The sequence below is a fragment of the Geomonas sp. Red32 genome (assembly GCF_023652955.1).
GTDB lineage: Bacteria > Desulfobacterota > Desulfuromonadia > Geobacterales > Geobacteraceae > Geomonas.
The window spans coordinates 136,122-159,509 of sequence record NZ_JAKLOY010000006.1 but is presented as its reverse complement, the minus strand read 5'-3'; the positions used below and the strand labels follow the sequence as shown (position 1 = coordinate 159,509).

At 57.4% G+C, this 23,388-nt stretch carries 20 protein-coding genes and 2 tRNA genes; all 22 read right to left on the bottom strand.

The features are described from left to right. Window positions 1-54: 54 nt before the first annotated feature. Window positions 55-1,977 (bottom strand): NACHT domain-containing protein, encoded by a 1,923-nt coding sequence (locus tag L4X63_RS16380; RefSeq protein ID WP_250679720.1) that lies wholly within the window; start codon window positions 1,975-1,977, stop codon window positions 55-57. A 313-nt stretch (window positions 1,978-2,290) separates the two neighbouring features. Next, window positions 2,291-3,781: a P-loop ATPase, Sll1717 family gene (locus tag L4X63_RS16375; protein ID WP_250679719.1), complete on the bottom strand. Its 1,491-nt coding sequence runs from the start codon at window positions 3,779-3,781 to the stop codon at window positions 2,291-2,293. 487 nt (window positions 3,782-4,268) lie between these two features. Beyond that, a complete protein-coding gene (locus L4X63_RS16370; protein ID WP_250679718.1) occupies window positions 4,269-5,660 on the bottom strand; it encodes a hypothetical protein in 1,392 nt (463 codons plus the stop codon). Between the two features lie 544 nt (window positions 5,661-6,204). Then, window positions 6,205-6,281: transfer RNA gene (locus L4X63_RS16365), tRNA-Met, on the bottom strand. 163 nt (window positions 6,282-6,444) lie between these two features. Beyond that, window positions 6,445-7,110 (bottom strand): FKBP-type peptidyl-prolyl cis-trans isomerase, encoded by a 666-nt coding sequence (locus tag L4X63_RS16360; protein WP_250679717.1) that lies wholly within the window; start codon window positions 7,108-7,110, stop codon window positions 6,445-6,447. A gap of 104 nt (window positions 7,111-7,214) precedes the next feature. Beyond that, complete coding sequence (locus tag L4X63_RS16355) at window positions 7,215-7,751, bottom strand: Ros/MucR family transcriptional regulator (protein WP_250679716.1); 537 nt, start codon at window positions 7,749-7,751, stop codon at window positions 7,215-7,217. Window positions 7,752-8,124: 373 nt separating this feature from the next. Beyond that, complete coding sequence (gene glk, locus L4X63_RS16350) at window positions 8,125-9,105, bottom strand: glucokinase (RefSeq protein WP_250679715.1); 981 nt, start codon at window positions 9,103-9,105, stop codon at window positions 8,125-8,127. Between the two features lie 264 nt (window positions 9,106-9,369). Next, on the bottom strand, window positions 9,370-11,784 hold the full coding sequence (locus L4X63_RS16345) for a glucan 1,4-alpha-glucosidase (RefSeq protein WP_250679714.1): 2,415 nt from the start codon (window positions 11,782-11,784) through the stop codon (window positions 9,370-9,372). Between the two features lie 20 nt (window positions 11,785-11,804). Then, entirely contained in the window at window positions 11,805-12,587 is a 783-nt protein-coding gene (locus L4X63_RS16340) for a glucose 1-dehydrogenase (protein ID WP_250679713.1), read from the bottom strand. A 271-nt stretch (window positions 12,588-12,858) separates the two neighbouring features. Then, window positions 12,859-13,467, bottom strand: coding sequence for a PqiC family protein (locus tag L4X63_RS16335; RefSeq protein WP_250679712.1), 609 nt, complete (start codon window positions 13,465-13,467; stop codon window positions 12,859-12,861). After that, window positions 13,464-15,122, bottom strand: coding sequence for a PqiB family protein (locus L4X63_RS16330; protein WP_250679711.1), 1,659 nt, complete (start codon window positions 15,120-15,122; stop codon window positions 13,464-13,466). Before L4X63_RS16330 ends, L4X63_RS16335 begins: the two co-directional genes overlap by 4 nt. Continuing rightward, on the bottom strand, window positions 15,115-15,756 hold the full coding sequence (locus L4X63_RS16325; RefSeq protein ID WP_250679710.1) for a paraquat-inducible protein A: 642 nt from the start codon (window positions 15,754-15,756) through the stop codon (window positions 15,115-15,117). The genes L4X63_RS16330 and L4X63_RS16325 overlap by 8 nt, the downstream gene beginning before the upstream one ends. Further along, a complete protein-coding gene (locus tag L4X63_RS16320; RefSeq protein ID WP_250679709.1) occupies window positions 15,749-16,486 on the bottom strand; it encodes a paraquat-inducible protein A in 738 nt (245 codons plus the stop codon). Before L4X63_RS16320 ends, L4X63_RS16325 begins: the two co-directional genes overlap by 8 nt. A 133-nt stretch (window positions 16,487-16,619) precedes the next feature. Continuing rightward, entirely contained in the window at window positions 16,620-17,615 is a 996-nt protein-coding gene (locus L4X63_RS16315) for a sulfate ABC transporter substrate-binding protein (protein WP_250679708.1), read from the bottom strand. Window positions 17,616-17,649: 34 nt separating this feature from the next. Beyond that, window positions 17,650-18,111: an RrF2 family transcriptional regulator gene (locus tag L4X63_RS16310; RefSeq protein ID WP_250679707.1), complete on the bottom strand. Its 462-nt coding sequence runs from the start codon at window positions 18,109-18,111 to the stop codon at window positions 17,650-17,652. A 114-nt stretch (window positions 18,112-18,225) separates the two neighbouring features. Then, window positions 18,226-18,302: transfer RNA gene (locus tag L4X63_RS16305), tRNA-Pro, on the bottom strand. Window positions 18,303-18,313: 11 nt separating this feature from the next. Then, a complete protein-coding gene (locus tag L4X63_RS16300) occupies window positions 18,314-18,652 on the bottom strand; it encodes a MerR family transcriptional regulator (protein ID WP_250679706.1) in 339 nt (112 codons plus the stop codon). Continuing rightward, window positions 18,652-18,933, bottom strand: coding sequence for an integration host factor subunit alpha (locus L4X63_RS16295; protein WP_250679705.1), 282 nt, complete (start codon window positions 18,931-18,933; stop codon window positions 18,652-18,654). Before L4X63_RS16295 ends, L4X63_RS16300 begins: the two co-directional genes overlap by 1 nt. A 93-nt stretch (window positions 18,934-19,026) precedes the next feature. Next, window positions 19,027-21,432 carry a phenylalanine--tRNA ligase subunit beta gene (pheT, locus tag L4X63_RS16290; RefSeq protein WP_250679704.1) on the bottom strand — a complete coding sequence of 802 codons (2,406 nt, stop codon included), beginning with the start codon at window positions 21,430-21,432 and terminating at the stop codon, window positions 19,027-19,029. A gap of 152 nt (window positions 21,433-21,584) precedes the next feature. After that, the gene (gene pheS / locus L4X63_RS16285) at window positions 21,585-22,601 is read right to left on the bottom strand and encodes a phenylalanine--tRNA ligase subunit alpha (RefSeq protein WP_250679703.1); all 1,017 of its coding nucleotides are present in this window, start codon (window positions 22,599-22,601) and stop codon (window positions 21,585-21,587) included. 75 nt (window positions 22,602-22,676) lie between these two features. Further along, window positions 22,677-23,030 (bottom strand): 50S ribosomal protein L20, encoded by a 354-nt coding sequence (rplT, locus tag L4X63_RS16280; RefSeq protein ID WP_250679702.1) that lies wholly within the window; start codon window positions 23,028-23,030, stop codon window positions 22,677-22,679. A gap of 160 nt (window positions 23,031-23,190) precedes the next feature. Then, window positions 23,191-23,388, bottom strand: coding sequence for a 50S ribosomal protein L35 (gene rpmI / locus L4X63_RS16275; protein ID WP_250679701.1), 198 nt, complete (start codon window positions 23,386-23,388; stop codon window positions 23,191-23,193).

Sequence of the window (23,388 nt, the reverse complement as noted above, 5' to 3'; positions counted from 1 at the left end):
TACCCCTGGTGCACTTACGAACTGAATTCGCCACTATTGAGGCTGCCGTCTGACTCAATGACGGATATGAAATCTATCTAAAATATTTGGTAATAAACAAATTGTTTTTGGTATATTAATATACTGTTCAGTACTGGTATTTTTTGCTATTCTTAAAACAACATGGTTTGTAATATCAGAATGCGACTCAACAGCTAACCATGGTTTCATCAGATCTATTGATTCACTCATGAATCGTAACGAGCAGAACTTGCCTAGAACGTTTGTAACATCGATATTATTATAGAACTGGTCAAATAGATAAAGTAAGGACAGACCAATTTCCGCCTCAGGCCTATGCAATGCCAAATTTTCTAAAATCAACCTATCTAAAAACTCAAACATTTTATCTGACCTAAATCTGGTTTTATACTTTTGGTCATCGATGTTTTGTAAAATTAGAGTCGAGAACCATTCGCCTGGTGCAGGCGATAAAACATTTGCAATAGCTAATGGCGCTGGATATACATTAAAGTATTGGTAGTGTTTACGAGTGAATGGTACATTTAAAATATATTTGGCGCACAGGTATTCTTGTAATGACAGATGACTAAATTCGTAGTCGACCCCACTGGATTTTATTACGAGACCGTTATGTGTTTCGATATCTTCAATAACGCTTTTGCCGTCATCGTTTTTTAGCCCAGGATATCTAGAATAGATATTATTGTAAGCCTCATTCAACTGATTTAGATTAAATACTTTTTTGGCATTAAGTTTATAAGTCAGGTAAAAAGCTAGTTCTGACAAAAAGTCCTCTTTCTTGTAGGTGTCAAACTTTTTATACTTTGAATGCCTGAAAGCTGGATATTCTCTATCATCATCCCACTCTCTAATAACTAATAAAACTATCTGCCTGTAAATATCAATTGACTGTTCGGGCAGTTCCCGCTTGTTGTTGCGGTATAACACCAAAAGCAAATACAAAAACAAAGGTCTGTCAGCAAGATCTCTATAAGGCAATGAATGTAACTTGGTAAAAAAATCATTTACATCATCTATCCACAATTCAGCTATGGTTCGAGCTTCTTCGTCAGTCAGTGGCAATATTTCATTTTTTTTAAACTGTTTGAAAGTGTATATATCCGGCATGTAGCGCGATGAGAGGATTATTTTTGATGCAGATATTAAATTGGATAGTTTTTTTATATCTGTAAAAATATCTTCTTTTAGTTCGAAATGAACCTCGTCTAAACCGTCAACAAATAATATTATTTTAAGTTCATTCATGTAATCAGAAACAGCGTTTTCAATTGCAAAATCATTAATTGTATGTTTCCTTATGACTCTATTTTTTGAAATAACGACCTCTGACGATGTCGTTATATAGTCGTTATTTTCTAAATTTTCATAGTCTCTGTGGGGATGTTCATAATTGATAATATTTACTGTTTCGTCACATTGAATTCCATATTCAGTTGTGTCATATTTAATGCCAAGTTCATTACATAAAAACGTGAAAAACGTTTCGCCTGGTTTTATTTCTCCAAGTCTCACCACGACTGGAAAGGAAAAAGGAAAGGTTTGCGACTCACTGGAAAACAACTTGTCATACGTGAGCATCATTAATCGTTTTATCGTGGTAGTTTTACCTGCACCTGGGTCTCCGAGTATGATGTGATTATTGCAATCGGTTATCAAATCTTCTTCGGATATTTTTGCACTGCCTGCAGTTCCTCGGTAAAAATGGCGATGTTGGTTCTTTATATGTAGCGCAACCGTGTAATCAGCTGTACTTGCTTCAGATGGAAGCTTGAACATAGTTGTGCTATTACAAAAGTTAAGTCCTTTTGTTATTTGGATTTTGAGGCCTTGGTTAATGGTTGCTGAAACATCTTCTTTTCTTTTGCAATCACTTATCTTTTTATAAAAAAATTCAAGGCTTTTGCCGACTATGACTTCAATAAGTTTCTCAACTACCACTTTATCTAGTTCCATATTTACACTTAGCTCCATAGGATCTAGCGCCCTCGCCGACGCGGGTCACCGCCACCACTGTCACCTGCCTCCGAGAAGAAGCAAGGGGGCAACTGCTTCAATGATCAAAACAGAGGAAGGAATGGTAGCCGTCTTCCTTATGAAAGACTTCCTGTCGTCCGTTACCCCTGATCAGCACGTGGAAAACGAACCTGTCGTTAAACACTCGTGCTTTTCTCGGCATTGGTTACTCCTTCAAAAAACAGCCTGTCCCCTTTTTATTTCAAGCCCGAGAGCACGTCGCCGGTTTGCCGTTTCTGCCAGTTCTAGCATCCTACCAAGCGAATGTACGCTTCTTTTTTAATTCAGCCATATACGTGTGAAATGTAGGGTGAATTTGCCACGTATACTTTTGAAGATCGTTAAACTTGCTAAGTTCTATTAGATTAGGATATTCTTGATAATTAAAATGTTTATATTCGTCTTCTGTATCTATTCGTGGATTAATAAAACACGCCATGTGTAAAAGCCTAAGAAGGTTGATGACGTGTTCGTTAGTCGGTTGCATTGCAATACCATCTATTTGTGTCGCCCTTCGACTTGGCACCTTTTTAAGCTCATCAATGATCTCTCGAAAAGAGTAGTGAGTTTGTAACGCAAGATCATCTATAACATCCTTTATTTGAGGGCATATCTGACCATATTCATCCACAATATTATCAACCCGATCAGAACCGTATTGATAAAGTATTGAATGAGCATGTGAGTCACCAATATGGTCACTTCCTGAGTCTTTTGCAGAGGAAATCAACATTTGAACGGCTTTTACAAGATCACGAGGTCTATTTCTTGCAATTTTTCCAAGCCAGTGCGCCCAAGGCCGCTTATCTCCGACTTGTCCCGGCAATGTGATATTGCTATGCAGAAAGAAGGTACCCAGGCCTAGTCGTGAAGACGCGTCCTTTGCAGCCAATTCTATACGCTTGTTAAAAATGGTTTGAAGTTCATCTTCACTGAATTTCAATTCGTGTATTTGGCCAAGTTTATCCTTTCGCTCTGTTCCATGTCCATGCGTTCTGGTCATAAGATGCCATATATCAGACCTTACAGAAATGACACATTTTATAGAGGAAATGTCTTCTGAAAGTTCAATTGCAGCTGAGACAATAGCCCAGCACGCTGCATAATCGAAAACACCGGAAGCGTTTTTTGCAACAGCTGCGTCAATATCATCAATGAATAACCACAAAGTCTTATTACGAGATGTCAGATAACGATCTACAACCCCTGTTAAGTTATTTTTACTGAGGGCTCGCCCCTGTTCTGCCAGTAATGCGTCCGCAACCTTTCCACCGTGCGGAGTTACTTTCGTCATTATTCTTGCGAAGTGACTTACGAGATCCGATTTGGAATAACCTTCAGTAACAGCAAGTTTCTGCAATGCAACAACATCAGACGATATAGCCATCTCATTTTCGTTAGAATGCTTGCCAATTATGCCAGCAACAGCCTTTAACAGCTGACCATAAGCAGCACTCTTACGATCGGCTAGCGTTTTCTTGGATAGGATTGGATCACATTCAAGTTCATCGGGGGTAATTAGCACTGAAAGTTCTTTATTCTCAAGGTAGGCCTCGTGAAGTACATTGACGAAAATTGACTTGCCGACACCCTTGTTTCCTAAAAGAACTACGCTGGAATGGAAATCAAAACCTAGTAAGGTGTTCATATTACCGGGTGGAACAAACACTTCCCCTCTAATTTCCTTCTCTGCCTCAGCGCTCCCCCCCCTAAAATACTTAACGAGACTAGTGAAGTTATCCATACAGCGCTCCTTTAGAAATAAATAATTTACAAAGATATTTTTCACCAAAAACAGCGTAACTACCCCTACCACCCCGATTACGTGACCATGGTGTTCAACAGCGCCTATCTGTCGGAATAGCTTTTGTTGTAATTACCACATCAGCAATCATTTTGAAAAGGGCTGTGAGGCCAGGCATTGATAACCGGATAACTTTTCGTGTGCCACGCCTCGAGATATCAACATATCAATGGCTGCCCCCATTGTCTCCCCCGAACGGACGTAGGTAACTTAGGGACGAAAAGGCAAAAGGGGGACGGTCATGCGTTGCATGCGTTTCTTGCCCCCACCCAGGCCCAGCCCTCTCTCCATTTATACTTTCGTGTCCTCATTGCCCCCAAACTTCAAATCGCTCGTAATATCTCCTTAATAGACCACTTCGCATAAGCTACAGGCATAAGACCAGCATGGACTGGCACCGCTGGTGCCAGTCCTACGACCGATGAGCTTATTGAAGACCGAGGGAGGTTTTGCTGATGACTTTGACGTAGTAGTCGGAGTCGGGCTTGGCAAAGACGATGATGCTGCTGGGGGTGATGAAGAGCTGCTTGGGGTTGGCTATCAGGTCCAGGGTCAGCGAGGTGAAGAGACTGCTCTGGTCGATGACCAGCAGCTTCATCACGTTGTCGCTGTTGAGCATGTAGAGATAGCCCAAGGTGTCGTCGGATGCCAGATCGACGAAGGGATGGCCGATGTTGCCAGCGTAGGTTATGTCTTCGCTGGCTAGCGGCGAGGAGATGAACATGTTGCCCGAACCGGTGACGATCCGGCTTCCCTTGTTGATCGCCCTGATGGGGGAGCCGAAATAGTAGTCGCCATGGTAACGGGAATCGCTGATGGCGTCGATGGACCCGGTCTGGGGATTGACGACGATACGGTGGATATCAGCCGGGGAAAGCCCGCTATCGAGGGCGTAGGTGACACCGGTCACGGGATCGAGGGTGAAGCTGTTGAGGGGATACCAGTCGGTTTTGCTGCTGACAATCTGCCCGTTGGACAGGTTGATGCTCACGTAGGTGTTGGTGGGTCCCCAGTTGGTGTCGTTGCACACCAGCAGGATGTTCGACGAAACCGGGACCAGCGCGGTGACGGACATCAACGCGTCGGCCAACAGGCTGACGCTGCCGTCGGCTACCTGCAGGCGATAGATCCTTCCGGTGGAATAGCCCAGCAGGATAGACCCGCCGGCCGGATCGACGGCCAGCGCCTGGGGCGTTGCGGGAGGTGTGAGATCTTTCTCGCGCACCATGGTGTCCGCATTGTAGACGCCAATCACTCCGGCACTGCTATCGAAGATATACAGTTTGCCGTTCACCTTGTCCTGGAGGATGGTGCTCACAAACTGCCGGATCTTGGTGTACCCGGGATACTTGTTGAACCCGGCAGTGAGGGCGACGCTGCCGGTGGTCACCGGGGTGGTTACCCCGCTGGAGGGATCGAAGAGCACGTCGGCGGCGACGGTAGCTCCCGCAACGACGTTGACGTCGACCGAGCCGTCGTAGGTCAGGGATTGATCGCTGTAAAGACTGACCGCGACATGCCAGTACCCTTGTTCCAGCCCGGTGATAGTGGTGGACGCGACGTTGCCAACAATGGTGAGGTCCTGCGTGATGTCGCTGTACCCCGTACGGGTTAAGACGACGCTGGCGGAGGTGATGGTGGGCGCGGTGACCGCGAGAGCTCGAGCGGCGGTGGGGGGAGCGAGGGAAAGGAGGTCAAGCTGGACCTTGATGGTACCGGTGGGATTTTGGGGCACGGCCACCCCGCCTCCGCCGCCTCCACACCCGTTCAAACCAACCAGCATAAGAAAAAGGACAAAAAACAGAGATAGTTTCTTCATGCTCCCCTCCTCGATCGGAAATAACAAATTCGCAGTGCCTGCTCCCCTTGTCGCCAAAAGGACATCTCCTCCACATTACAAAGTGCGTGCCTAAACTAACAGTGCGTGAAAACCGGCGAAAAATCGGCATTTTAGAAAAGGAAAGTCCTAGCCGATTGTATAATTAAATTATTTTTACTGTTCGTTTTTTTACACCCTGACAAAGGAAAGTCACATAACTGGTTGAATCTGGGGCGAATTCTGTCATTGTAAAATTCTTCACAGAGTGAATTTTTTTACAGTAACAGAAGACGTCTTGGGCGGGCTGGACTATCTTTCCTCCCGCTTGCTCGGCAAAGGCCAACACCGCAGCGACTTCTGCCTTTGTCCTAACGTTATGAGTAAGGGTGATGTCGAAGGTAGTGGCCACGAAGGATATGGTAGCACGGGCGGGAGTGTTGATGGAGAGGATACGTGGGGTGCAAGGAGTAAGAAGCGTTGAGGCTGAGGTGGACTGACAAACGCAAGAAGCCCCCTGAGTTTCGTCAGGGGGCTTCTTTAGAAATGGTGGCGGTGCAGGGACTTGAACCCCGGACAACACGGATATGAGCCGTGTGCTCTAACCAACTGAGCTACACCGCCAAGCTCTGAATTATACTGTTTTCTCTGCGGCCCTACTCTTTCGAGCTCGGCGCCTCAAGAGCTTCCCTTTATAGTCTAGAGAGGCTTCTTTGTCAAACAAAAAATACACTCTAGTTCAGTCTTCGTGGCAACTGATCAACCCCATCCTCACCCAGTCCCTCCCCTACTTCTTCTCTACACCGAGGAGCTCGATGTCGAAGACGAGGGTGGAGTTGGGGGGGATGAGTCCGTTGCCGCGTTCGCCATAGGCAAGCTCGGGCGGGCAGACAAGCTTCGCCTTGCCGCCGGCTTTCATCATCTGGACCCCTTCGGTCCAGCACTTGATGACCTTGTTGAGCTCGAATTCGACCGGGTGGCCGAGGAGATAGGAACTGTCGAATTCCTTCCCGTCGATCAGGGTCCCGCGGTAGTTGACCTTCACCTTGTCGGCGGCCACCGGACTGGCTCCGGTCCCTTCCTGGGTCGGGATATAAACAAGGCCGGAAGTGGTCTTCACGGCACCCTTCTCTTGGGCGGCCTTGTCGAGGTAACTTTTGGCCTGGGCGGCCAAGCGGGCGCCCCGCGCGTCACGGCGCTCACTGGCGAAATGCTCAATCTTTCCCTTGTAGTTTTCGAGATCGACCAGCGTCTTCTTACCGGAGTTCCCATCACGAAGCCCACGAATGATGGTCTCCAGCTCGTCCGGGGTCGGGTTGAGAACCGAAACCTGGCGGGCCATTACCAGGCCGATGGCATACAGGGTTTTGTCATCCTCAGTCTTCAGGTCGTCGGAAGCAAAGGCTGGTACGGCAATGAGAATTACAAGTACGGCAAACAGTAAAGTACGCATGGTTCCTCCACTCATGAGATGTAATAACAAGCGAGTATACCACAAAAAAAAAGGCACCCCACCTGGGGGTGCCAATTTCGGAGCGGATGACTCCTGCCCTGACGCTACTTCGCAGCCTTGACGGCTTTGGCCGGTTTGACAGCCTTCGCAGGCTTGGCGGCTTTAGCGGCAGCAGCCTTGGGGGGACGGCCCGGCTTGGCGGGAGCGGTCTTCTTGGCCTCGATGTTGGCCATGCGAACTTCGCGAGCCTTGGCAAGATTATCGGCCAGCCCGCGGTCCTGTGCCATCTTCCTTCTTGCTTCGGAATAGCTCTTGGCGGAAAGCGCCTGTTTGCTGGAAATCCCGAACTGTTTCTTGTAGGCGCCCGGCTTCATTCCATGGGCGGTGGTCAGATGACGGGCAAGAGTTTTGAACCCGCCTTTACCACACAGAAGGCAAACAACCTCGTTCTTCTTGAAGGCATCCTTAACGGTGATGGAAGGCTTCGCCTCTTCGACTGCATCTAGGGTCTGGCCCGCCTCCAGATTTTTCAGTGCGGCATGGACTTTTGCGATTTCAGCGAGAAGCTCGTCCGAGGTCATCGGGGTGCTGGAAGCGTGCGACGATACCAACTGTGCTGCGATTTCTACTAAAGTAGCCATCTAAAATCCTCCTTAATGATGTCACCTGTTTTGATTAATAACAGACGCGGTAAATTTGTCAATAAAAAGTGTATTTGTATATCCTACACCCAGTCGTGTTTAACAAAATACTGCACATCATTCTGGCTTCGAGATTTAAAATCGAGAGAGTTTCTTCCCGTTTTTTCCTACAACAACTTCCTCGTTGTAGCTGATTTCCAGAAAACCTTATCGCCGTATAGTGTAAACGCCACTTTTGGGCGCACTATAACCACCTATTAACGGGCAAATCAAAGGTAAAGACCTTAGGCCAGGTAAGATAAAACCTTACTTTTCGAATAAAGAGAGGGAAACAACGGGACAGAAGCGAGGGAGGGCGCGGGAAAAAGCGACGCTACGGCAGGAATATAGCTCCGCGGGCGGCGCCAAGGAGGGCGGTCTTTTCGTTGAGGATGACGTGGACCGGTATCGATTGAACGAGCGCGCTCAGGCGCCCCTTGGAACCGAATGCCACCATGAAGGTGTGAGTTTTCAGGCGCGGAAGGATGCGTGGAGCGATTCCCCCTCCGAGATAGACGCCGCCGGTGGCGAGAAAGCGAAGGGCGGCGTTGCCTGCTTCGGCCCCGTAGACCTCGACGAAGATATCGAGTGCCTTGGCGCAGAGGGGGCAACTGTCGTCCAGGGCCGCGCGGGTTATGACGGCCGGGGGATCACCGGCGTTCATGGCGGCGATGACGTCGGCCTGTTCGCTGTAATAGTGGCGGTCCCGTAGGAAGCGATAGATATCGAGCAGGCCAGGTCCCGAAACGACCCGCTCGTAACTGACCCGTCCATGCTTGGCCTGGAGGTACAGCAAGAGCTCCGATTCCAGCTGGTTGCGGGGAGCGAAGTCGGCGTGCCCGGCCTCGCTGGGGAGCGGTCGATGCGTGGTGCCGTCCCAATAGGCCAGAGACTGGCCGAGGCCGGTACCGGCGGAAACGACGGCGATGGTGCCGTTGGGCTTGGGGGTACCGGCGTTGAGAGTGCAGAGATCTTCTTTTCCGAGCGCGGCAATCCCGTAGGTGTTGGCTTCGAGGTCGTTGATCAGACGAACCGAGGCAAGTTCCAGGAGCTCGGCCAGTTCCACGCTCTCGATGTTCCACGGGAGGTTGGGAGTCTGTACCCTTCCCCCCAGGACCGGGCCTGCGATTCCGAAACAGGCTTTCTTGGCGGAGAACCGGTGCTGGGAAACGAAGTGGCTGACGATCTCGACGAGGCTTCCGTGCTCATGGCTCGGATAAAATCCTTCCGCGAGGGAAACAAGCTTGCCGTCTCCGGTTTCGTAAAAGGCGAGCCGCGTGGTGGTGCCGCCAACGTCTCCCGCAAGGACAATCATATCAACTACCTCCGGCAACAGGTCTGCCATAAAGAATGCTAATCGTCAAGGTGGAACCTTCCGGCGCCGCACACTTTCCGCAAAGGTTCATCGGGAAATACTCGGTATAGCAGGTCCCCCCCTTTGGAAAAGGGGGATTTATGACGTTGGCAGCAGGGAGAAATCCCCCTAAGTCCCCCTTTTTCAAAGGGGGACTTGGGCTCCATCTACCGGCCAGGGGCCCGCGGGGCGATGGGAGGGCCGCTGCGAACCACAGCTCCCGCCCTACGGCCCCGCGTCCACCTCGACGAAATAGTCGGTTTCCTCCCAGACATTGGCGTGAAACCAGTAGAAGGTGAAGACGATCCGCCGACCGGGCGAAACTCCTGAGCTGTCGAGGTCGACGACGTGCATGCCGACCGTGGTATCGCGGCTGTCGATATCGGAGAAGGTTTCCCAATCGTCCCCGCTCCAACGGACCATCACGGCGGTGGGAGTTTCGATCCGGAGCTGCTGGCCGGCAGGAATGGTACGGAGCTTGTGGTTGTACCGCCAGACGAGCCGGGGTGAGGTGGTCTTGTCCTTAAGGTAGCGCTGTACGGTCTGCGGCGGCAGATCGAACACCTTGCCGTCACGCAGGGAGCGGAGCAGTTTCAGATATTCGGCATGGGCCCACACGAGCGGCATGGCCGAACCCGAAGGCGAGCCCTTGAAGAGCTCAAGCTCCGGAATGTCGTTCGCGTCCCAGACCTGCTCCGGCATGAGCCCTTCCCTGCTGGCGTAATTCTCCATGGCGCGGGCGAGTCTCAGCGCCTCGTCGCTGCGGCCGGCGGCCAGTTCGTAATGGGCACGCTCGCCGGTCAAAAGCGGCCACGCCCTCCCGATCCCCACCTCTTCGAAGGGCTCCCCCCCTTCCCTTTCACCGTAGCCGTCGTCGTTGTAGCGATGCCAGAGAGGCCCCTTGGGGGTATCGAACTTCAGCAGGGCATCGATGACCTTGATCGTACCGGCGATGCGGGGATCGTCCGCCTCGCGCAAGCCGAAACGCACGAGGGCCAGTGCGTCCGGGCTCACCAGGTGGTTGGCGGGGAGCATCCCGCTGCCGTCGGGGACGTTCTTCACCATCACCCGTTCCAGGAAACGGGAGACCGGCTCTTCGGTATCGGCGGGGGTGATCCGTACGTAATAGCCGGGAACGTTGTATTTCCTGGTCCAGTCGCTATCGGTGGCGTACATCCAGCGGTCGATGCTGTCGTTCCAGACGTCGGCGGTCTCGCGGAAGTAGCGGCCGATTTCGGATTCGCCCTGGGTATCGGCCAGGTCGGCTGCTGCCAAAAGGGCGGCGATTTCGGTGGCGACGGTGAAAAGAGAGTAGCCGGGATCCTCCTCCCAGCGGTCCTGGGGACTGACCGGCCCATTGCAGAGGAGGTACGAGGCGGCCCGCCGGACCATCGTCCAGAGACGGTCCACCCCTTCCTTGTCGAGCGCCCCTTCGCGCCGGGCCATGTCGACCAGCAGCACCGGCAGCGCCGTCTCGTCCATCTGGATGCCGTTCCAGTAGGGGGAGCCGTCCAGCCACATGTTCTGCGCCCAGTGGCCGTCCTCCTCCTGGGTCGCCTGGAGATAGCGGAGGACTCTCAGCACCACGTCGTGGGCCCCGACCGCCAGGAGCGCACCGGCAGACTCGGCCAGGTCCCGCGGCCAGACCAGGTGATACCCTCCCAAGTCGTCGTCCCCCTTGTCGAATCCCCAGGGAATGGCGAGGCTGGCGATGATCCCCCCCGGGAAGTTGACGGCCTCGTGGCTGCGCAGGACGGCGGTGCTGACCCGGTAATAGTTGATCCCCGCTCCCTTTTGGCTGTCGTCCAGCGGCAGCAGGGTGCGCTGCCAGTTCTTCCACTGTTCGAGATAGGTCTCGAGGGCGGGCAGGTAGCCGTCCTGCAAGCTGGCGCGGGCCCGGTTGCCGGCCTCGGTGGCACGGTGGCCGAAGCCGAGGGCGAGCAGGAACTTTCCGCCGCAGCTCACCAGATCGATCTCGCCGGCCAGGGCGATGTTGCCGTCGGGCGCGGTCAGGTATTCCCACTGCATCTCGCCGTGGTTCATGATGTCCTGCCAGCCGTCGGAGGTGCCGACGTACCCGACGCTCCGCTTGAGCCAGGGAGCGGAACAGCCGAGCGCCAGGGCCGCCCCGTCGCGCTCGGCGAAGAGCATCGGCTCGCCCTTGTAGTCGCCGACCCAGCCGTTGTTGCCCGCGCCATGGTTGGCGAGATGCGGGGCCAGCAGGACGTAGAGCCGATAGTCGGAGAGTTCCCCCTGGAGAGGGGTGAAGATGGTCTGCTGGAGTACGGTTTCGCGGGCGGGATCGGTCAGGACGACCTTTTCGATCCGGTAACGGCCTTGGCGGCACTCAGTGATCACCCGGAAGGCGGGGACGCCGTCGTCGACCCAGCTGGTCCGGTGGTCGGCATCGCGTTTCTCCTCCGAGCAGAACCCTTCCGGCCCGGTCACGAGAAGCCCCATGTCCCTCACGCATGCCTGGTCGATCCTCGGAAAATAGATCTCGTTGAAGATCCCGTGGCTCAAGGTAAACCAAACGGTACTCAAGGGGCTTTGCGAGGTACCTACCGCCGATTTGGCACTGGATGTCCACCGGCCGGGGATTCCCGGCCATCCCGGGGCTCGACGCTCTTCTTGATCCATCTGAAACTCCTGGAGGCGGCTTAGCCGCCGTGGGTAAAGTCGGGGAAGTCGGTCATCCCGCCGTCGATGTAGACGGTACGGCCGGTGAGGTAGGAGGCCTGGTCCGAGAGGAGGACGACCACGAGGGAAGCGATCTCTTCCGGGGAGCCGAGCCGCCGCAGGGGGATCTTGTCCAGCAGGTCCTGCTTTCCCTTGGGATCCGACCAGACCGAGCGGTTGATGTCGGATTCTACCGCCCCGGGGGCCACGGCAACGGCACGGATGCCGTAGGGGGCTCCTTCCTGGGCGATGTTCTTGGTGAGCATGCCGAGGGCCGCTTTGGAGGCGGTGTAGGCGCTGTACCCCGACCAGGCGATCTCCTCGTGGACGGAGGTTATGTTCATTACCACGCCCCCTTTCTGGGGAACCATCCTGCGCAGCGCCTCCCGGGCGCAGTAGTAGGCGCCGAAGAGGTTGACCTCCAGGACCTTGCGCCAGTCGGCCACTTCGCTCTCCCAGGTAGCGGACCGGACGCCGTCGATGCCGGCATTGTTGACCAGCAGGTCGATCCCTCCCCAGGTTTCGTCGAGCTTGCGGAACATCGCTGCCACCGAGGTGGGATCGGAGACGTCGGCCTGGATGGAGATCGCCGTACCGCCGCGTTCGGTTGTCTCGTCGAGGAGCATGGACGCCGTCTCGGGATGGGTGAGGTAGTTGATGGCCACCTTGGCACCGGCTTCGACCAGGCTCCGCGTGATGGCGCGGCCGATGCCGGTGTTGCCGCCGGTCACCAGCGCACGCTTCCCTTCCAGGGTGATCTGCATTGATGCCTCCACCGTCTGCACGACGAAACGGTCCGTTGGCCCGCGGCGAATGGGAGACCTTCGGCAGGGGACGGCGGGTTTCGGCGCCGGAAAGAGATGTTGTTTTTATGGATACATTGGGAAAGGGGACGACGCAGACAGTGTATCGTCCGGGATGGGCTTTGCAACCGGGGAGTGCGGGGAGACGGCCCTCTCCCCTATGGAGGCGAGGGGATTATCGTCAGCTCCCCCCGCGCCTTTGGACGCGAGGGGAGGATAGTGGAACGAAGGATTACTGCGGGGGCTGGAGGGCGCCTTCTTCACGCAGCGCGGCGGCAATTTCCCGGGCAAGCGAGGCTAAGGCGCGGCTGTAGGCGGCGACGACGGCATCGTAGCCCGGGCCCTGCACCGTTTCACGGACCAGGGAGTGGCGGTTCTTTCCGGCGGGGCCGGTGTGGCGCACCGACCAGTTGGCCTCGAGGGTCACCGCATCCCCGGCCACCGCGTCCAGCCGGACCACGTCTACCGCGACGCGATACTCAGCCGACGCTCCGGCGACGTGACGGTAGGAGAAGACATGATCGGAGCCGAGCTCGCGGGCGACCTGCCCGGCCAGAAAGCCCGGCATCTCGCTCTTGAGGGGCTCCGCCCACCGCTCGGTCTCCAGGATCTCGACGCGGTTCGCCCCGGTCCGGACCACGAGCTGCGGGCGGTCGACCAGTTCGGGAAGGGTGATGGGGCCGATGGCCACGCTCCGGCCTGCCGGACCCTGCGGGACCGGCGCGGCGGCGAAGGAATCGAGCGTATAGAAGCTCACCTGGGGAGACCTGACGCAGCCGGCGGAGAAGGCCAACAGGACCAGGACCAGCATGGAGAGCGGGTGGCGGATGGAGCCTCTCATTTAACGTCCTCCTTCTTTCCCCGGATGATCGATTCGGGGTGCTGCTCGAGGTACTCGCCGAGGACACGCAGGGACTGTGCCGCCCGCGAGACTTCCCTCAGGGTGTCGCGCAGGTCGACCTGCAGCGGTGCGTCGGGGGCCAGGGTACGGTTGGCGCCATCGAGGCTCTTCCGTGCCTCGCCGAGCGTTTTACGGAGCTCGTCCAGCGACTGGCGGGCATCGCCCAGCACGCCGCGCACCTCGGGCATCGAACCGTTGACGCTGTTGAGGAGTTTGTCGGCGCTCTTGACGGTGTCGTCGAGGTTCTTCAGGGTCTTGCGCGCATCGCCCGCGATCTCCTCCATCGGGAGCGACTCGATCTTCTCGACGATGTGCATGAGCTTTCTCTGCAGCTCCTGCATGGAACCGGGCACGGTCGGGAAGGTGGGGATCTTCGTGTTCCAGTCGATCCGGGCGGACTTTGCCTTCTGGTTGAAGTCGAGCCCGATGTAGAGCTGGCCGGTCAAAAGGCTCCCGTTCCTGATGTCGGCGCGCAGGCCATGGGCGACCAGGTCGTCCATCAGGGCGTGGAATTCGACATCCTTGCTGCCGTTTCTGAGGGCGCGGAGGCGTTCCGGGAAGAGGACGACCTCGACCGGTATGGCGAAGCTCGTCCGCTTGGGATCGAGGGTGATCGATATCTTGGTCACCTCGCCGACGGTCACTCCGCGCAGGTCGACCGGTGCACCGACCGAAAGCCCCCTCACCGGCTCGCGGAACATGAGCAGGAACGCCTGGGTCGGCTCGGCATGCTTGAGTGCCTCGTCGCGAGTGCCATAGAGGACGAAGCCGGCGTTGGGGGGGGCCTGCGGGTAGGTGGTGCCGTCGGGGCTCTGGAAGGCGAGACCTCCCAGCAACATGGCGGCCATCGATTCGGTGTTCACCTTGATGCCGCTGGTGTTGACGGTGACGTCGACGCCGCTGGCCTGCCAGAAGACGGTGTTGGTGCGGACATAGCTGTCGTAGGGGGCGCGGACGAAGGTCTTGATGGTGACGCCGTTGCCGTCGCGGTCGAGCTCGGTGGAGGTCACCTGCCCTACCTGGATCTTCCTGAAGAAGATGGGAGCGCCGGGGTCGAGGGAACCGACCTCGGGGGCATGGAGCACGAAGTAGCGCCCGGGCATGTTGAGCGACACGGGGGGCGGCGCCTCCAGCCCGGTGAAATCCTCGCGCGACTCCTGCGAGGAGCCTGCGTCCACCCCGATGTAGGTCCCTCCCAGCAGGGTCCCGAGGCCGGAGACGTTACCGCCGGAGATCCTGGCCCGCACCACCCAGAAGCGGGTGTCTTTCACCAGCAATCCCTTGGCGTTCTTGGATATCTCGGCGGTCACGATGACGTGGGAGCGGTCCTGGGAAAGGGCCAGTCCCTTGACCTCGCCGATCTCGACGTCCTTGTACTTGATCTTGGTCTTGCCGGCCTCCATCCCCTCGCCCGTGTTGAAGGTGATGGTGATGATCTCCCCGCGCTCGAGGTAGGCCTTGGCAGCCAGGGAGAGGCCGATGAGGGCGGCCAGGATGGGGATGATCCAGACGAGCTGGATCGAGAAGCGCCTCTTGGGTTCGCTTACCGCCTCGGGGATATCGGGTATGGTAGGCTGTTCGGATTGGTCAGTCATGCACTTCCTCTTTCTGAATTGGGTCCCAGATCAGGCGCGGGTCGAATTCCATCGACGCCAGCATGGTCAGGACGACGACGGCGCCGAAGGCCACCGCGGCCGGGCCTGCCTTGACTACCGCCATGTTCCCGAGTTGCACCAGGGCGGCCAGCAGGGTGACCACGTAGACGTCCAGCATCGACCAGCGGCCGATCAGCTCGACCATCCGGTACAGGCGGGTGCGCTGCCTGGGCTGCCAGGTCGAGCGGCGCTGGACGGTGACGAGCAGCAGCGTGAGCGAAATGAGCTTCAATAGCGGGATGGTGATGCTGGCGATAAAGACGATCAGGGCGATCACCTTGTTGCCGTTATTCCAGAGGTGGATCACTCCGCTTATGATGGTGTCCTTGCGGTAGCTGATCAGCGACCCGGTTTCCATCATGGTCAGCACGTTGGCCGGGATATACAGGATGTAGCCGGCCAGAAGAAACGCCCAGCAGCGGGCGATGCTGCGCGGCTTGCGGAAATGTAGCAGAGTTCCGCAGCGGGGGCAATGGGCAGGGCGCGAAAAGGAGGGGGCCCGGGAGACCTTGCTGCAGACATGGCAGGAATAGAGACCCATTCCTGCTGCGCTGGTGGGCTTGCCGTCAGCCATGGGCGGCCCTCGTCTTTTCCCCGGGCTGGAGCTGGCGTCCGGAGGCGGCTGCGTTTTTCGCCCGCTCTCCCTCATCCAGGCGCTCCCAGACGTCGCGGGGACTGAAGCAGGCGGCAACGGCGGCCAGCAGGAGGGTAAGGATCCCGAACGACCAGAGGGCGACTCCCGGGATCACCTTGAAGTTCTGGGTAAGCTTCACGATGGATACCAGCACGCCGAGCATGAGGACCTCGATCATCCCCCACGGCTGGACGTAGCGGAGGGTCTGCATGAGGAAGACGTAGCGGCGCGGGAGCCGTCCGAGCTTGATCGGGACGAGGAGATATCCCATGGAGGCCAGCTCGACGGCGGGCGCCACCATGGCGGTCAGGAACACCACGGTGGAGACCGGCTTCATCCCCTGGTTCCAGAGCGACTGCACCGACTCGAAAAGGGTGATGGCGCTGTAGTCCCCTTGGGCGCGGATGGCGAAGATGGGGAAGATGTTGGCGATCAGGAAGAAGACGGAGGCGGCGACGGTGAAGGCGAGCGTCCGGTTGATACTGTCGGTGGCGCGGCGGTAAAGAACGGAGCCGCAGCGTCTGCAGGTCGCGGTGCAACCCGGCTTCAGGTCGATCTCCCGCTGCAGCAGGTCGCAGTCATGACAGGCAATCAGTTTTACCGGCTCGGTCGCCATCGGCTGGGGGTCCTCACAACAACGGTCGGCGGAATGGCCGACCGGCAGTTTCAATTCTCTAATGATACCACAGCGTTTTAAAATTATCCAGGAAAACCCGCTGGTTATAAGGTAAACCGCCGCCGTGATAGGCAAACCGGCGGCGGTCTCGTCCGGGTACCCTTTGCAACGGCTTTGCCCGGTAAAGCTATCTGCCGCCGGCGTAGAGCTGGTCGAAAATGCCGCCGTCGGCGAAATGGGTCTTCTGGGCCTTACGCCACCCGCCGAAGGTGCCGTCGATGGTCACCAGCTTGAGCCGGGGAAAGAATTTCGCGTAGCGGGACGCCACCTTCGGGTCGCGGGGGCGGTAGTAGTGCCTGGCGGCCAGCTCCTGCGCCTCGGGGGAGTAGAGGTACCTCACGTACTCCTCGGCGAGCTTGCGGGTCCCCTTCCGGTCGACCACCTTGTCGACCACCGCCACCGGCGGCTCGGCGAGGATGCTGACCGAGGGGGCGACGATCTCGAACTTGTCGCGGCCGAGCTCGTTGACGGCCAGGAAGGCCTCGTTCTCCCAGGCGAGGAGCACGTCGCCCTGCCGCCTCTGCACGAAGGTGGTGGTGGCGCCGCGGGCCCCGGAGTCGAGCACGGGGACGTGCCTGAAGAGCGCGGTGACGAACGCCCTGGCGCCCGCCTCGTTGCCGCCGGGGCGCTTCAGCGCGTAGGCCCAGGCCGCGAGGTAGTTCCAGCGGGCCCCGCCGGAGGTCTTCGGGTTGGGGGTGATCACCTGCACACCCGGTTTGATCAGGTCGTTCCAGTCCCGGATTCCCTTGGGGTTTCCCTTCCGGACCAGGAAGACGATGGTGGAGGTGTAGGGGGAGCTGTTGTACGGCAGGCGACGTTGCCAGCTCTCGGCAATGAGCCTTCCCCTCTGCTGGATCTCGTCGATGTCGTAGGCGAGCGCCAGGGTGACCACGTCCGCTTCCAGCCCGTCGATCACCGCCCTAGCCTGCTTTCCCGAGCCGCCGTGGGACTGCTTGAAGGTGACCGGCTGCCTCCACCTTTTGGCGAAAAGCATGTTGTACTGCTGGTACAGTTCCCGGGTGGGATCGTAAGAGACGTTGAGAAGCTCCTGGGCGGCGAAGGACTCCAGGGGGAGGGACAGCGACAGGGTAACGAGCAGGGCACCGATCAACGTGTACTTCATCGCTTCCCTCCTGATGCGGGCTCCAAAAGAGCGGCTAGATGCAGAAGTTCAGGACTCCCTGCTGGGCCTCCTCGGCCCGGTCGATCCGCTCGAGGACGTCGGCGAGGGTGGTGCTGTCGAGGATGGTTGCCATGGCGTCCCGGACATCCTTCATGACCAGGCGTATGCCGCAGGTTGATTCGTTGCCGCACTCGCCGCACTTGGCGTAGGAGGTTTCGCTGACGCAGGGGACCGGCGCGAGCGGCCCTTCCATGACGCGGATCGCCTGGCCGAAGGTGACGTCTTTGGGGTGCTTGCCGAGGTAGTATCCCCCGCCCTTCCCTTTCTTGCTCTGCAGGATGCCGCTGTTTTTGAGGGTCAGCAGGATCGCCTCGAGAAACTTCTTCGGTATGTTCTCGTCACGGGCCAGGTCCGCGATCAGGATGGGACCGCGGTCGTACTGGCGCGCCAGGTAAATGAGGGCCTTCAGTCCGTATTTCGTCTTCTTGGAGATCATTTATTACTCCATCGGTTTAATGGACTAGGTATACCTCCCGCGGTGAACACTGTCAACCCGACGGCAGTGCGGACAAAAAAAAGAGCACCTACGTTTCCGTAAGTGCTCGTTTTATGGTCGGTGCGACTGGATTCGAACCAGCGACCACTAGACCCCCAGTCTAGTGCGCTACCAGGCTGCGCTACGCACCGTTTTACAAATATTACAGCTGATCCCGGAGGTTCCTCAGTTCCACTCTCACATCTTCGAGAATGGCAGCCAGCGTTTCCGTCGACTGTTCGGGCTTTTGCTGTCTCTTCTTCATCTGAAGGCGTTTCCTGGCACCTTCGATGGTCAACTTCTCGGCGTACAGCAGCTTTTTTATTTCTTCGACCTGCTCGATGTCCTTCTTGGTGTACAACCGTTGCCCGGTGGAGCTTTTCTTGGGCGACAGCGAGGTAAACTCCGACTCCCAGTAGCGCAGTACCGAGGCGGGAAGTCCAGTGATGCTGGAGACCTCGCCGATCCTCAGGTAAAGCTTATCCGGGATGTTGTGATTCATCAGCTCTGGCTGTTGATCGCGCTCTTCAGTACCTGGCTCGGTTTAAAGGTCAGGATCTTGCGGGCGACGATGGTGATCTCTTCGCCAGTCTGGGGATTGCGGCCCCGGCGGTCGGATTTCTCCTTGACGACGAAGTTCCCAAAGCCGGCGATCTTGATTTTGTCGCCATCTTCCAGAGTGGACTTGATCAGGTCGAATACAGTCTCCACCAGTTCAGCAGACTCTTTCTTGGAAAACCCGACCTTCTCATAAATTCTCTCTACGATGTCCGCTTTGGTCATAACCCCCTCAACAGCTTCAACATTTCAGTGGTGTGCCGTTCTCAACAGCGGCTTAGTTATTTACCATAGGGTTTTGAATTTCGCAACCCCTTTTTATCTAAAGGAAACATTTAATTTTTTCTGCAGACCATCGACCACACGCTGGTGGAGACGGGTCACCTCGTCGTCGGTGAGAGTACGCTCCTTGGAGCCGTAACGGACACGGATGGCGAGGCTCTTCTGACCCTGCGGGATGTTGCCGCCGGTGTAGAGGTCGAAGATCTCCACCCCTTCCAGTTCGGGCGCCTTCACCCCTTTAACGCACCTGACGACCTCTTCGGCGGCGACCTCCAGCGGAAGGAGCATGGCGATGTCGCGGAAGGTGGACGGGAAGCGAGAGGGGACCTGGGCGCTCCCTTTGGGTTTCCTGGCGTTGACCAGTGCCTGGAAGTTCAGTTCCAGGTAGTAGACCGGGGTGGCGATGCCGTAATTCTCCTGGACGGTCGGGTGCAGCTCGCCGAGGGAGCCGAGCACGCGGTTACCGATCTTGACCTGGCAAGCCTTTCCGGGGTGAAAGTACGGATCCAGGTTGTCGGTCGAGTAGCTCACGCCGGGGACGTTCAGGTCGGCCAGGAGGTTCTCGAGGATCCCCTTCACGTCGAAGAAGTCGATCTCCCCCTTGGCCTGGTTCCACCCCTCCGCCTCGCGGTTGCCGGTCAGGAGGGCGCCAACGTAGAGCGGCTCGTCGAGGAGATCCTGCTCGGGGACCGGGAGGTAGACCCGGCGCATCTCGAAGATGCGGAGGTTAAGGGTGCGGAAGCTGATGTTCTTCACCGCGGTGTCGAGAAGCCCCGGCAAGAGCGTGGTGCGCATGACGGAGAGCTCGTCGGAGAGCGGATTCAGGAGCTTCACCCCTTTGACGCGGAAGTCGTCCTCGGGGAGCAGCACCTTTTCGCAGGAAGCGGGCGCCACGAAGCTGTAGTTGATCACCTCGGAGAACCCCTGGGAAACCAGCAGGTCCTTGATGCGGCTGGTGAGGCGCTGCTCGTCGGAAGGGAGATCCGAGAAGACCGAGGCGGTCGGCAGGGTCGCCTGTACCTTCTCGAAGCCGTTCAGGCGGACCACCTCTTCTACGAGGTCGATCTCGCGCTCCAGGTCGACCCTGAAGAGCGGCACGCGGACCTTGAAGACGTCGTCTTTCTCCTCGATGATCTCGAACTCGAGGCGCTCGAAGATATCCTTCACGGCGGCGGCGGAAAGCGACAGGCCGCAGACCAGGTTGATCCGGGAGAGCCGGGCGGTGATCACCCGCGGCTCGATCGGCTGCGGGTAGGCGTCAATCATCCCCTTGGCCACCACGCCGCCGGAGAGTTCGGCGATCAGCTGGGCGGCGCGGTCAAGGGCACGCACGAGCCCGGCCACGTCGGTGCCGCGCTCGAAGCGGTGCGAGGACTCGGTGTGAATCCCAAGCCGCTTGGAGGTCTTGCGGACGGCGGAGGGGTTGAAGTAGGCGCTTTCGAGGAGGACCTCGGTGGTGCCGTCGCCGATCTCGGAGTTGCCGCCCCCCATGATACCGGCCAGCGCCACGGCCTTCTCGCCGTCGCGGATGGTCAGGTCGCTCGCGGTGAGCTTTCTCTCCTGGCCGTCCAGGGTGGTGAAGGTCTCCCCCTCCCCTGCCGCGGCGACCACGATCTTGCCCCCGGCGACGAGCTTGAAGTCGAAGGCGTGCAGCGGATGGCCGTACTCGAGGAGGACGTAGTTGGTCACGTCGACGATGTTGTTGATCGAGCGGATGCCGGCGGCGTTCAGCCTCTCCACCATCCAGGCCGGCGAGGGAGCGAGCTTGCAGCCGGTGATGTGGCGCGCGGTGTAGCGCGGGCAGAGGTCGGGGGCGTTAATGGCCACCGAGGCGATGGTCTCGATGGCGGCGCCCTTCTCTTGCACTTCGTGGCCAGGATAGTGGACCTTCTTGCCGAGCTTGGCGGCGATCTCGCGGGCCACGCCGACAACACTCAGGCAGTCCGCGCGGTTCGGGGTCAGGCCGATCTCGAAGACGGTGTCCTTGGTCCCCAGCGCGTCGAAGAGCGGAGTGCCGACCTGGAAATCTTCGGGAAGGATCATGATGCCGGAGGACTCGTCGGATAGCGCCAGTTCACGCTCGGAGCAGAGCATCCCGAAGGACTCCTCGCCGCGGATCTTGGAGCGCTTGATCTTGAAGTCGCCCGGCAGGGTGGCGCCGATCTGGGCCAGGGCCACCTTGTCGCCTGCCTTGAAGTTCTGGGCGCCGCAGACGATGGAGAGGATCTCCTTGCCGCTGTCTACCTTGCAGAGGGAGAGCTTGTCGGCGTTGGGGTGCTGGTTCCTCTCGAGGACCTGGGCCACCACCACATCGTCCATCCCGCCACCGATGGTCTCCATCCGCTCGACTTCCAGGCCGAGCATGGTGAGGAGGTGGGAGAGTTCTTCAGGCGCGAGATCGCAATCGACGAATTCCTTGAGCCAGTTGTAGGTAACTATCATGGTCTATTCCACTCTTTTATCGGTTTAAGGTTTCCAAAGTCCCCCTTTGAAAAAGGGGGATTTAGGGGGATTTGCTTTGGTCCGGCCAGAATCAAATCCCCCCCCGCCCCCCCCTTTTTCAAAGGGGGGAGGAAGAAGGATAATGCCGCTCGCTAGAACTGCTTGAGGAACCGCAGGTCGTTCTCGAAGAGAAGCCGCATGTCGGCGATGCCGTACTTAAGCATGGCGATACGCTCGATCCCCATCCCGAAGGCGAAGCCGGTGTACTGCTCGGCGTCGTACCCCACGTGGCCGTAGACGGCGGGATCGACCATGCCGGCGCCCAGGATCTCCAGCCAGCCGGTCTCCTTGCAGACGCGGCACCCCTTGCCCCGGCAGATCACGCAGGCGATGTCCACCTCGGCGGACGGCTCGGTGAAGGGGAAGAAGGAGGGACGCAGCCGCACGCCGATGTCTTTTCCGAAGAGCTGGTTGATGAACAGGGTGAGGATACCTTTCAGGTCGCCGAAGGTGATCCCCTTGTCCACCATGAGCCCCTCGATCTGGTGGAACATCGGGGAGTGGGTGGCGTCGGAGTCGCAGCGGTAGACGGTGCCCGGCGCGATGATGCGGACCGGCGGCTGCTGCTTCAGCATGGTGCGGATCTGGACCGGCGAGGTATGGGTCCTCAAGAGGACGTTGTCTCCCACGAAGAAGGTATCCTGCATGTCGCGCGCGGGATGGTCCTTCGGGAAGTTCAGCGCCTCGAAATTGTAGAAGTCGTGCTCGACCTCGGGACCTTCGGCGACGGCGAAGCCGAGCGCGCCGAAGATGCTGCAGATCTCCTCGGTCACCAGGGTGATCGGGTGCTTGGAGCCGAGCGGACGGCGGCGGCCGGGAAGGGTCACGTCAACCTTTTCGGCGGCGAGCCGGACGGCCTTGGAGGCCTCGCGAACCTCGGCGCCACGGGTTTCCAGGACCTCTTCCAGCTTGGCCTTGACGGTATTCACCACCTGCCCCATGGCCGGACGCTCTTCCGGGGAGAGTGCCCCGAGCCCTTTCATGGAGGTGGTCACCAGACCCTTCTTGCCGAGGTACTTGACCCTGAGATCCTGCAGCTCGGCCTCGGTGGAGGCCTTCGCGAATTCGGCCAGCGCATCGTTTAAAAGTGCTTCGAGTTGTTCCTTCATGACATAAACCCTTTTAGGAAAAAAAAAGAAATGGAATATCGCTATTCCATTTCTCTTTTATGCCCGCGGTATGTGTTAAAACTTTGCTTTAGCGGCGTCGGCGATGGCGGTGAAACCTTTCGGATCGGAGACGGCCAGGTCGGCCATCACTTTCCGGTCGATTTCAACGTTGGCAAGCTTCAGACCGTGGATCAGCTTGCTGTAGGACAGGCCGTTCAGCCTGGCGGCGGCGTTGATCCTGGTGATCCAGAGCGCCCTGAAGTCCCGCTTCTTGACCCTTCTGTCCCTGAACGCGTAGTTAAGGGCGCGATCCACCGCCTCGGTGGCGGACCGGAAGAGTTTGGAGCGTGCGCCCCGGTAACCCTTGGCAAGTTTCAGCACCTTGTTTCTTCTCTGTCTCGCTTTAAAACCGCGCTTTACTCTTGGCATACCATACTCCTTGTGGTTTTTATTTGCCGGATCCGCAAGGGGAGACGTTTCCTCACGGTTCTCGGACTTTGCTATAACCGGTCGGTGCAAACGGCGCGAGGCAAAAGGAGACCCTTGGAAGGATCGATCCCTTCACCTCTCACCCTGCGCTAAGGCCGGTTTATTTATAGGGAATCAGCTGGGAAATGGCCCTGTGGTCGGAAGCAGCCACGATGGCACCCTTGCGGAGGTTACGCTTGTTTTTCCTGGTCTTGGTGGTCAGGATGTGGCTGGTGAAGGCGTGGCTTCTCTTGATTTTGCCTGTGCCGGTCTTGCTAAAACGCTTGGCGGCGCCCCTATGGGTCTTCATTTTAGGCAT

Bases quoted from the DNA above. Each gene is read 5' to 3' on its own strand.
- L4X63_RS16325 (WP_250679710.1), bottom strand. From the start codon at position 15,756: ATGGCTGACGGCAAGCCCACCAGCGCAGCAGGAATGGGTCTCTATTCC.
- L4X63_RS16375 (WP_250679719.1), bottom strand. From the start codon at position 3,781: ATGGATAACTTCACTAGTCTCGTTAAGTATTTTAGGGGGGGGAGCGCT.
- glk (WP_250679715.1), bottom strand. From the start codon at position 9,105: ATGATTGTCCTTGCGGGAGACGTTGGCGGCACCACCACGCGGCTCGCC.
- L4X63_RS16360 (WP_250679717.1), bottom strand. From the start codon at position 7,110: ATGCGTACTTTACTGTTTGCCGTACTTGTAATTCTCATTGCCGTACCA.
- L4X63_RS16380 (WP_250679720.1), bottom strand. From the start codon at position 1,977: ATGGAACTAGATAAAGTGGTAGTTGAGAAACTTATTGAAGTCATAGTC.
- pheS (WP_250679703.1), bottom strand. From the start codon at position 22,601: ATGAAGGAACAACTCGAAGCACTTTTAAACGATGCGCTGGCCGAATTC.
- L4X63_RS16310 (WP_250679707.1), bottom strand. From the start codon at position 18,111: ATGATCTCCAAGAAGACGAAATACGGACTGAAGGCCCTCATTTACCTG.
- L4X63_RS16355 (WP_250679716.1), bottom strand. From the start codon at position 7,751: ATGGCTACTTTAGTAGAAATCGCAGCACAGTTGGTATCGTCGCACGCT.
- L4X63_RS16335 (WP_250679712.1), bottom strand. From the start codon at position 13,467: ATGAGAGGCTCCATCCGCCACCCGCTCTCCATGCTGGTCCTGGTCCTG.
- pheT (WP_250679704.1), bottom strand. From the start codon at position 21,432: ATGATAGTTACCTACAACTGGCTCAAGGAATTCGTCGATTGCGATCTC.
- L4X63_RS16345 (WP_250679714.1), bottom strand. From the start codon at position 11,784: ATGGATCAAGAAGAGCGTCGAGCCCCGGGATGGCCGGGAATCCCCGGC.
- L4X63_RS16330 (WP_250679711.1), bottom strand. From the start codon at position 15,122: ATGACTGACCAATCCGAACAGCCTACCATACCCGATATCCCCGAGGCG.
- L4X63_RS16315 (WP_250679708.1), bottom strand. From the start codon at position 17,615: ATGAAGTACACGTTGATCGGTGCCCTGCTCGTTACCCTGTCGCTGTCC.
- L4X63_RS16340 (WP_250679713.1), bottom strand. From the start codon at position 12,587: ATGCAGATCACCCTGGAAGGGAAGCGTGCGCTGGTGACCGGCGGCAAC.
- L4X63_RS16300 (WP_250679706.1), bottom strand. From the start codon at position 18,652: ATGAATCACAACATCCCGGATAAGCTTTACCTGAGGATCGGCGAGGTC.
- L4X63_RS16295 (WP_250679705.1), bottom strand. From the start codon at position 18,933: ATGACCAAAGCGGACATCGTAGAGAGAATTTATGAGAAGGTCGGGTTT.
- rpmI (WP_250679701.1), bottom strand. From the start codon at position 23,388: ATGCCTAAAATGAAGACCCATAGGGGCGCCGCCAAGCGTTTTAGCAAG.
- L4X63_RS16370 (WP_250679718.1), bottom strand. From the start codon at position 5,660: ATGAAGAAACTATCTCTGTTTTTTGTCCTTTTTCTTATGCTGGTTGGT.
- rplT (WP_250679702.1), bottom strand. From the start codon at position 23,030: ATGCCAAGAGTAAAGCGCGGTTTTAAAGCGAGACAGAGAAGAAACAAG.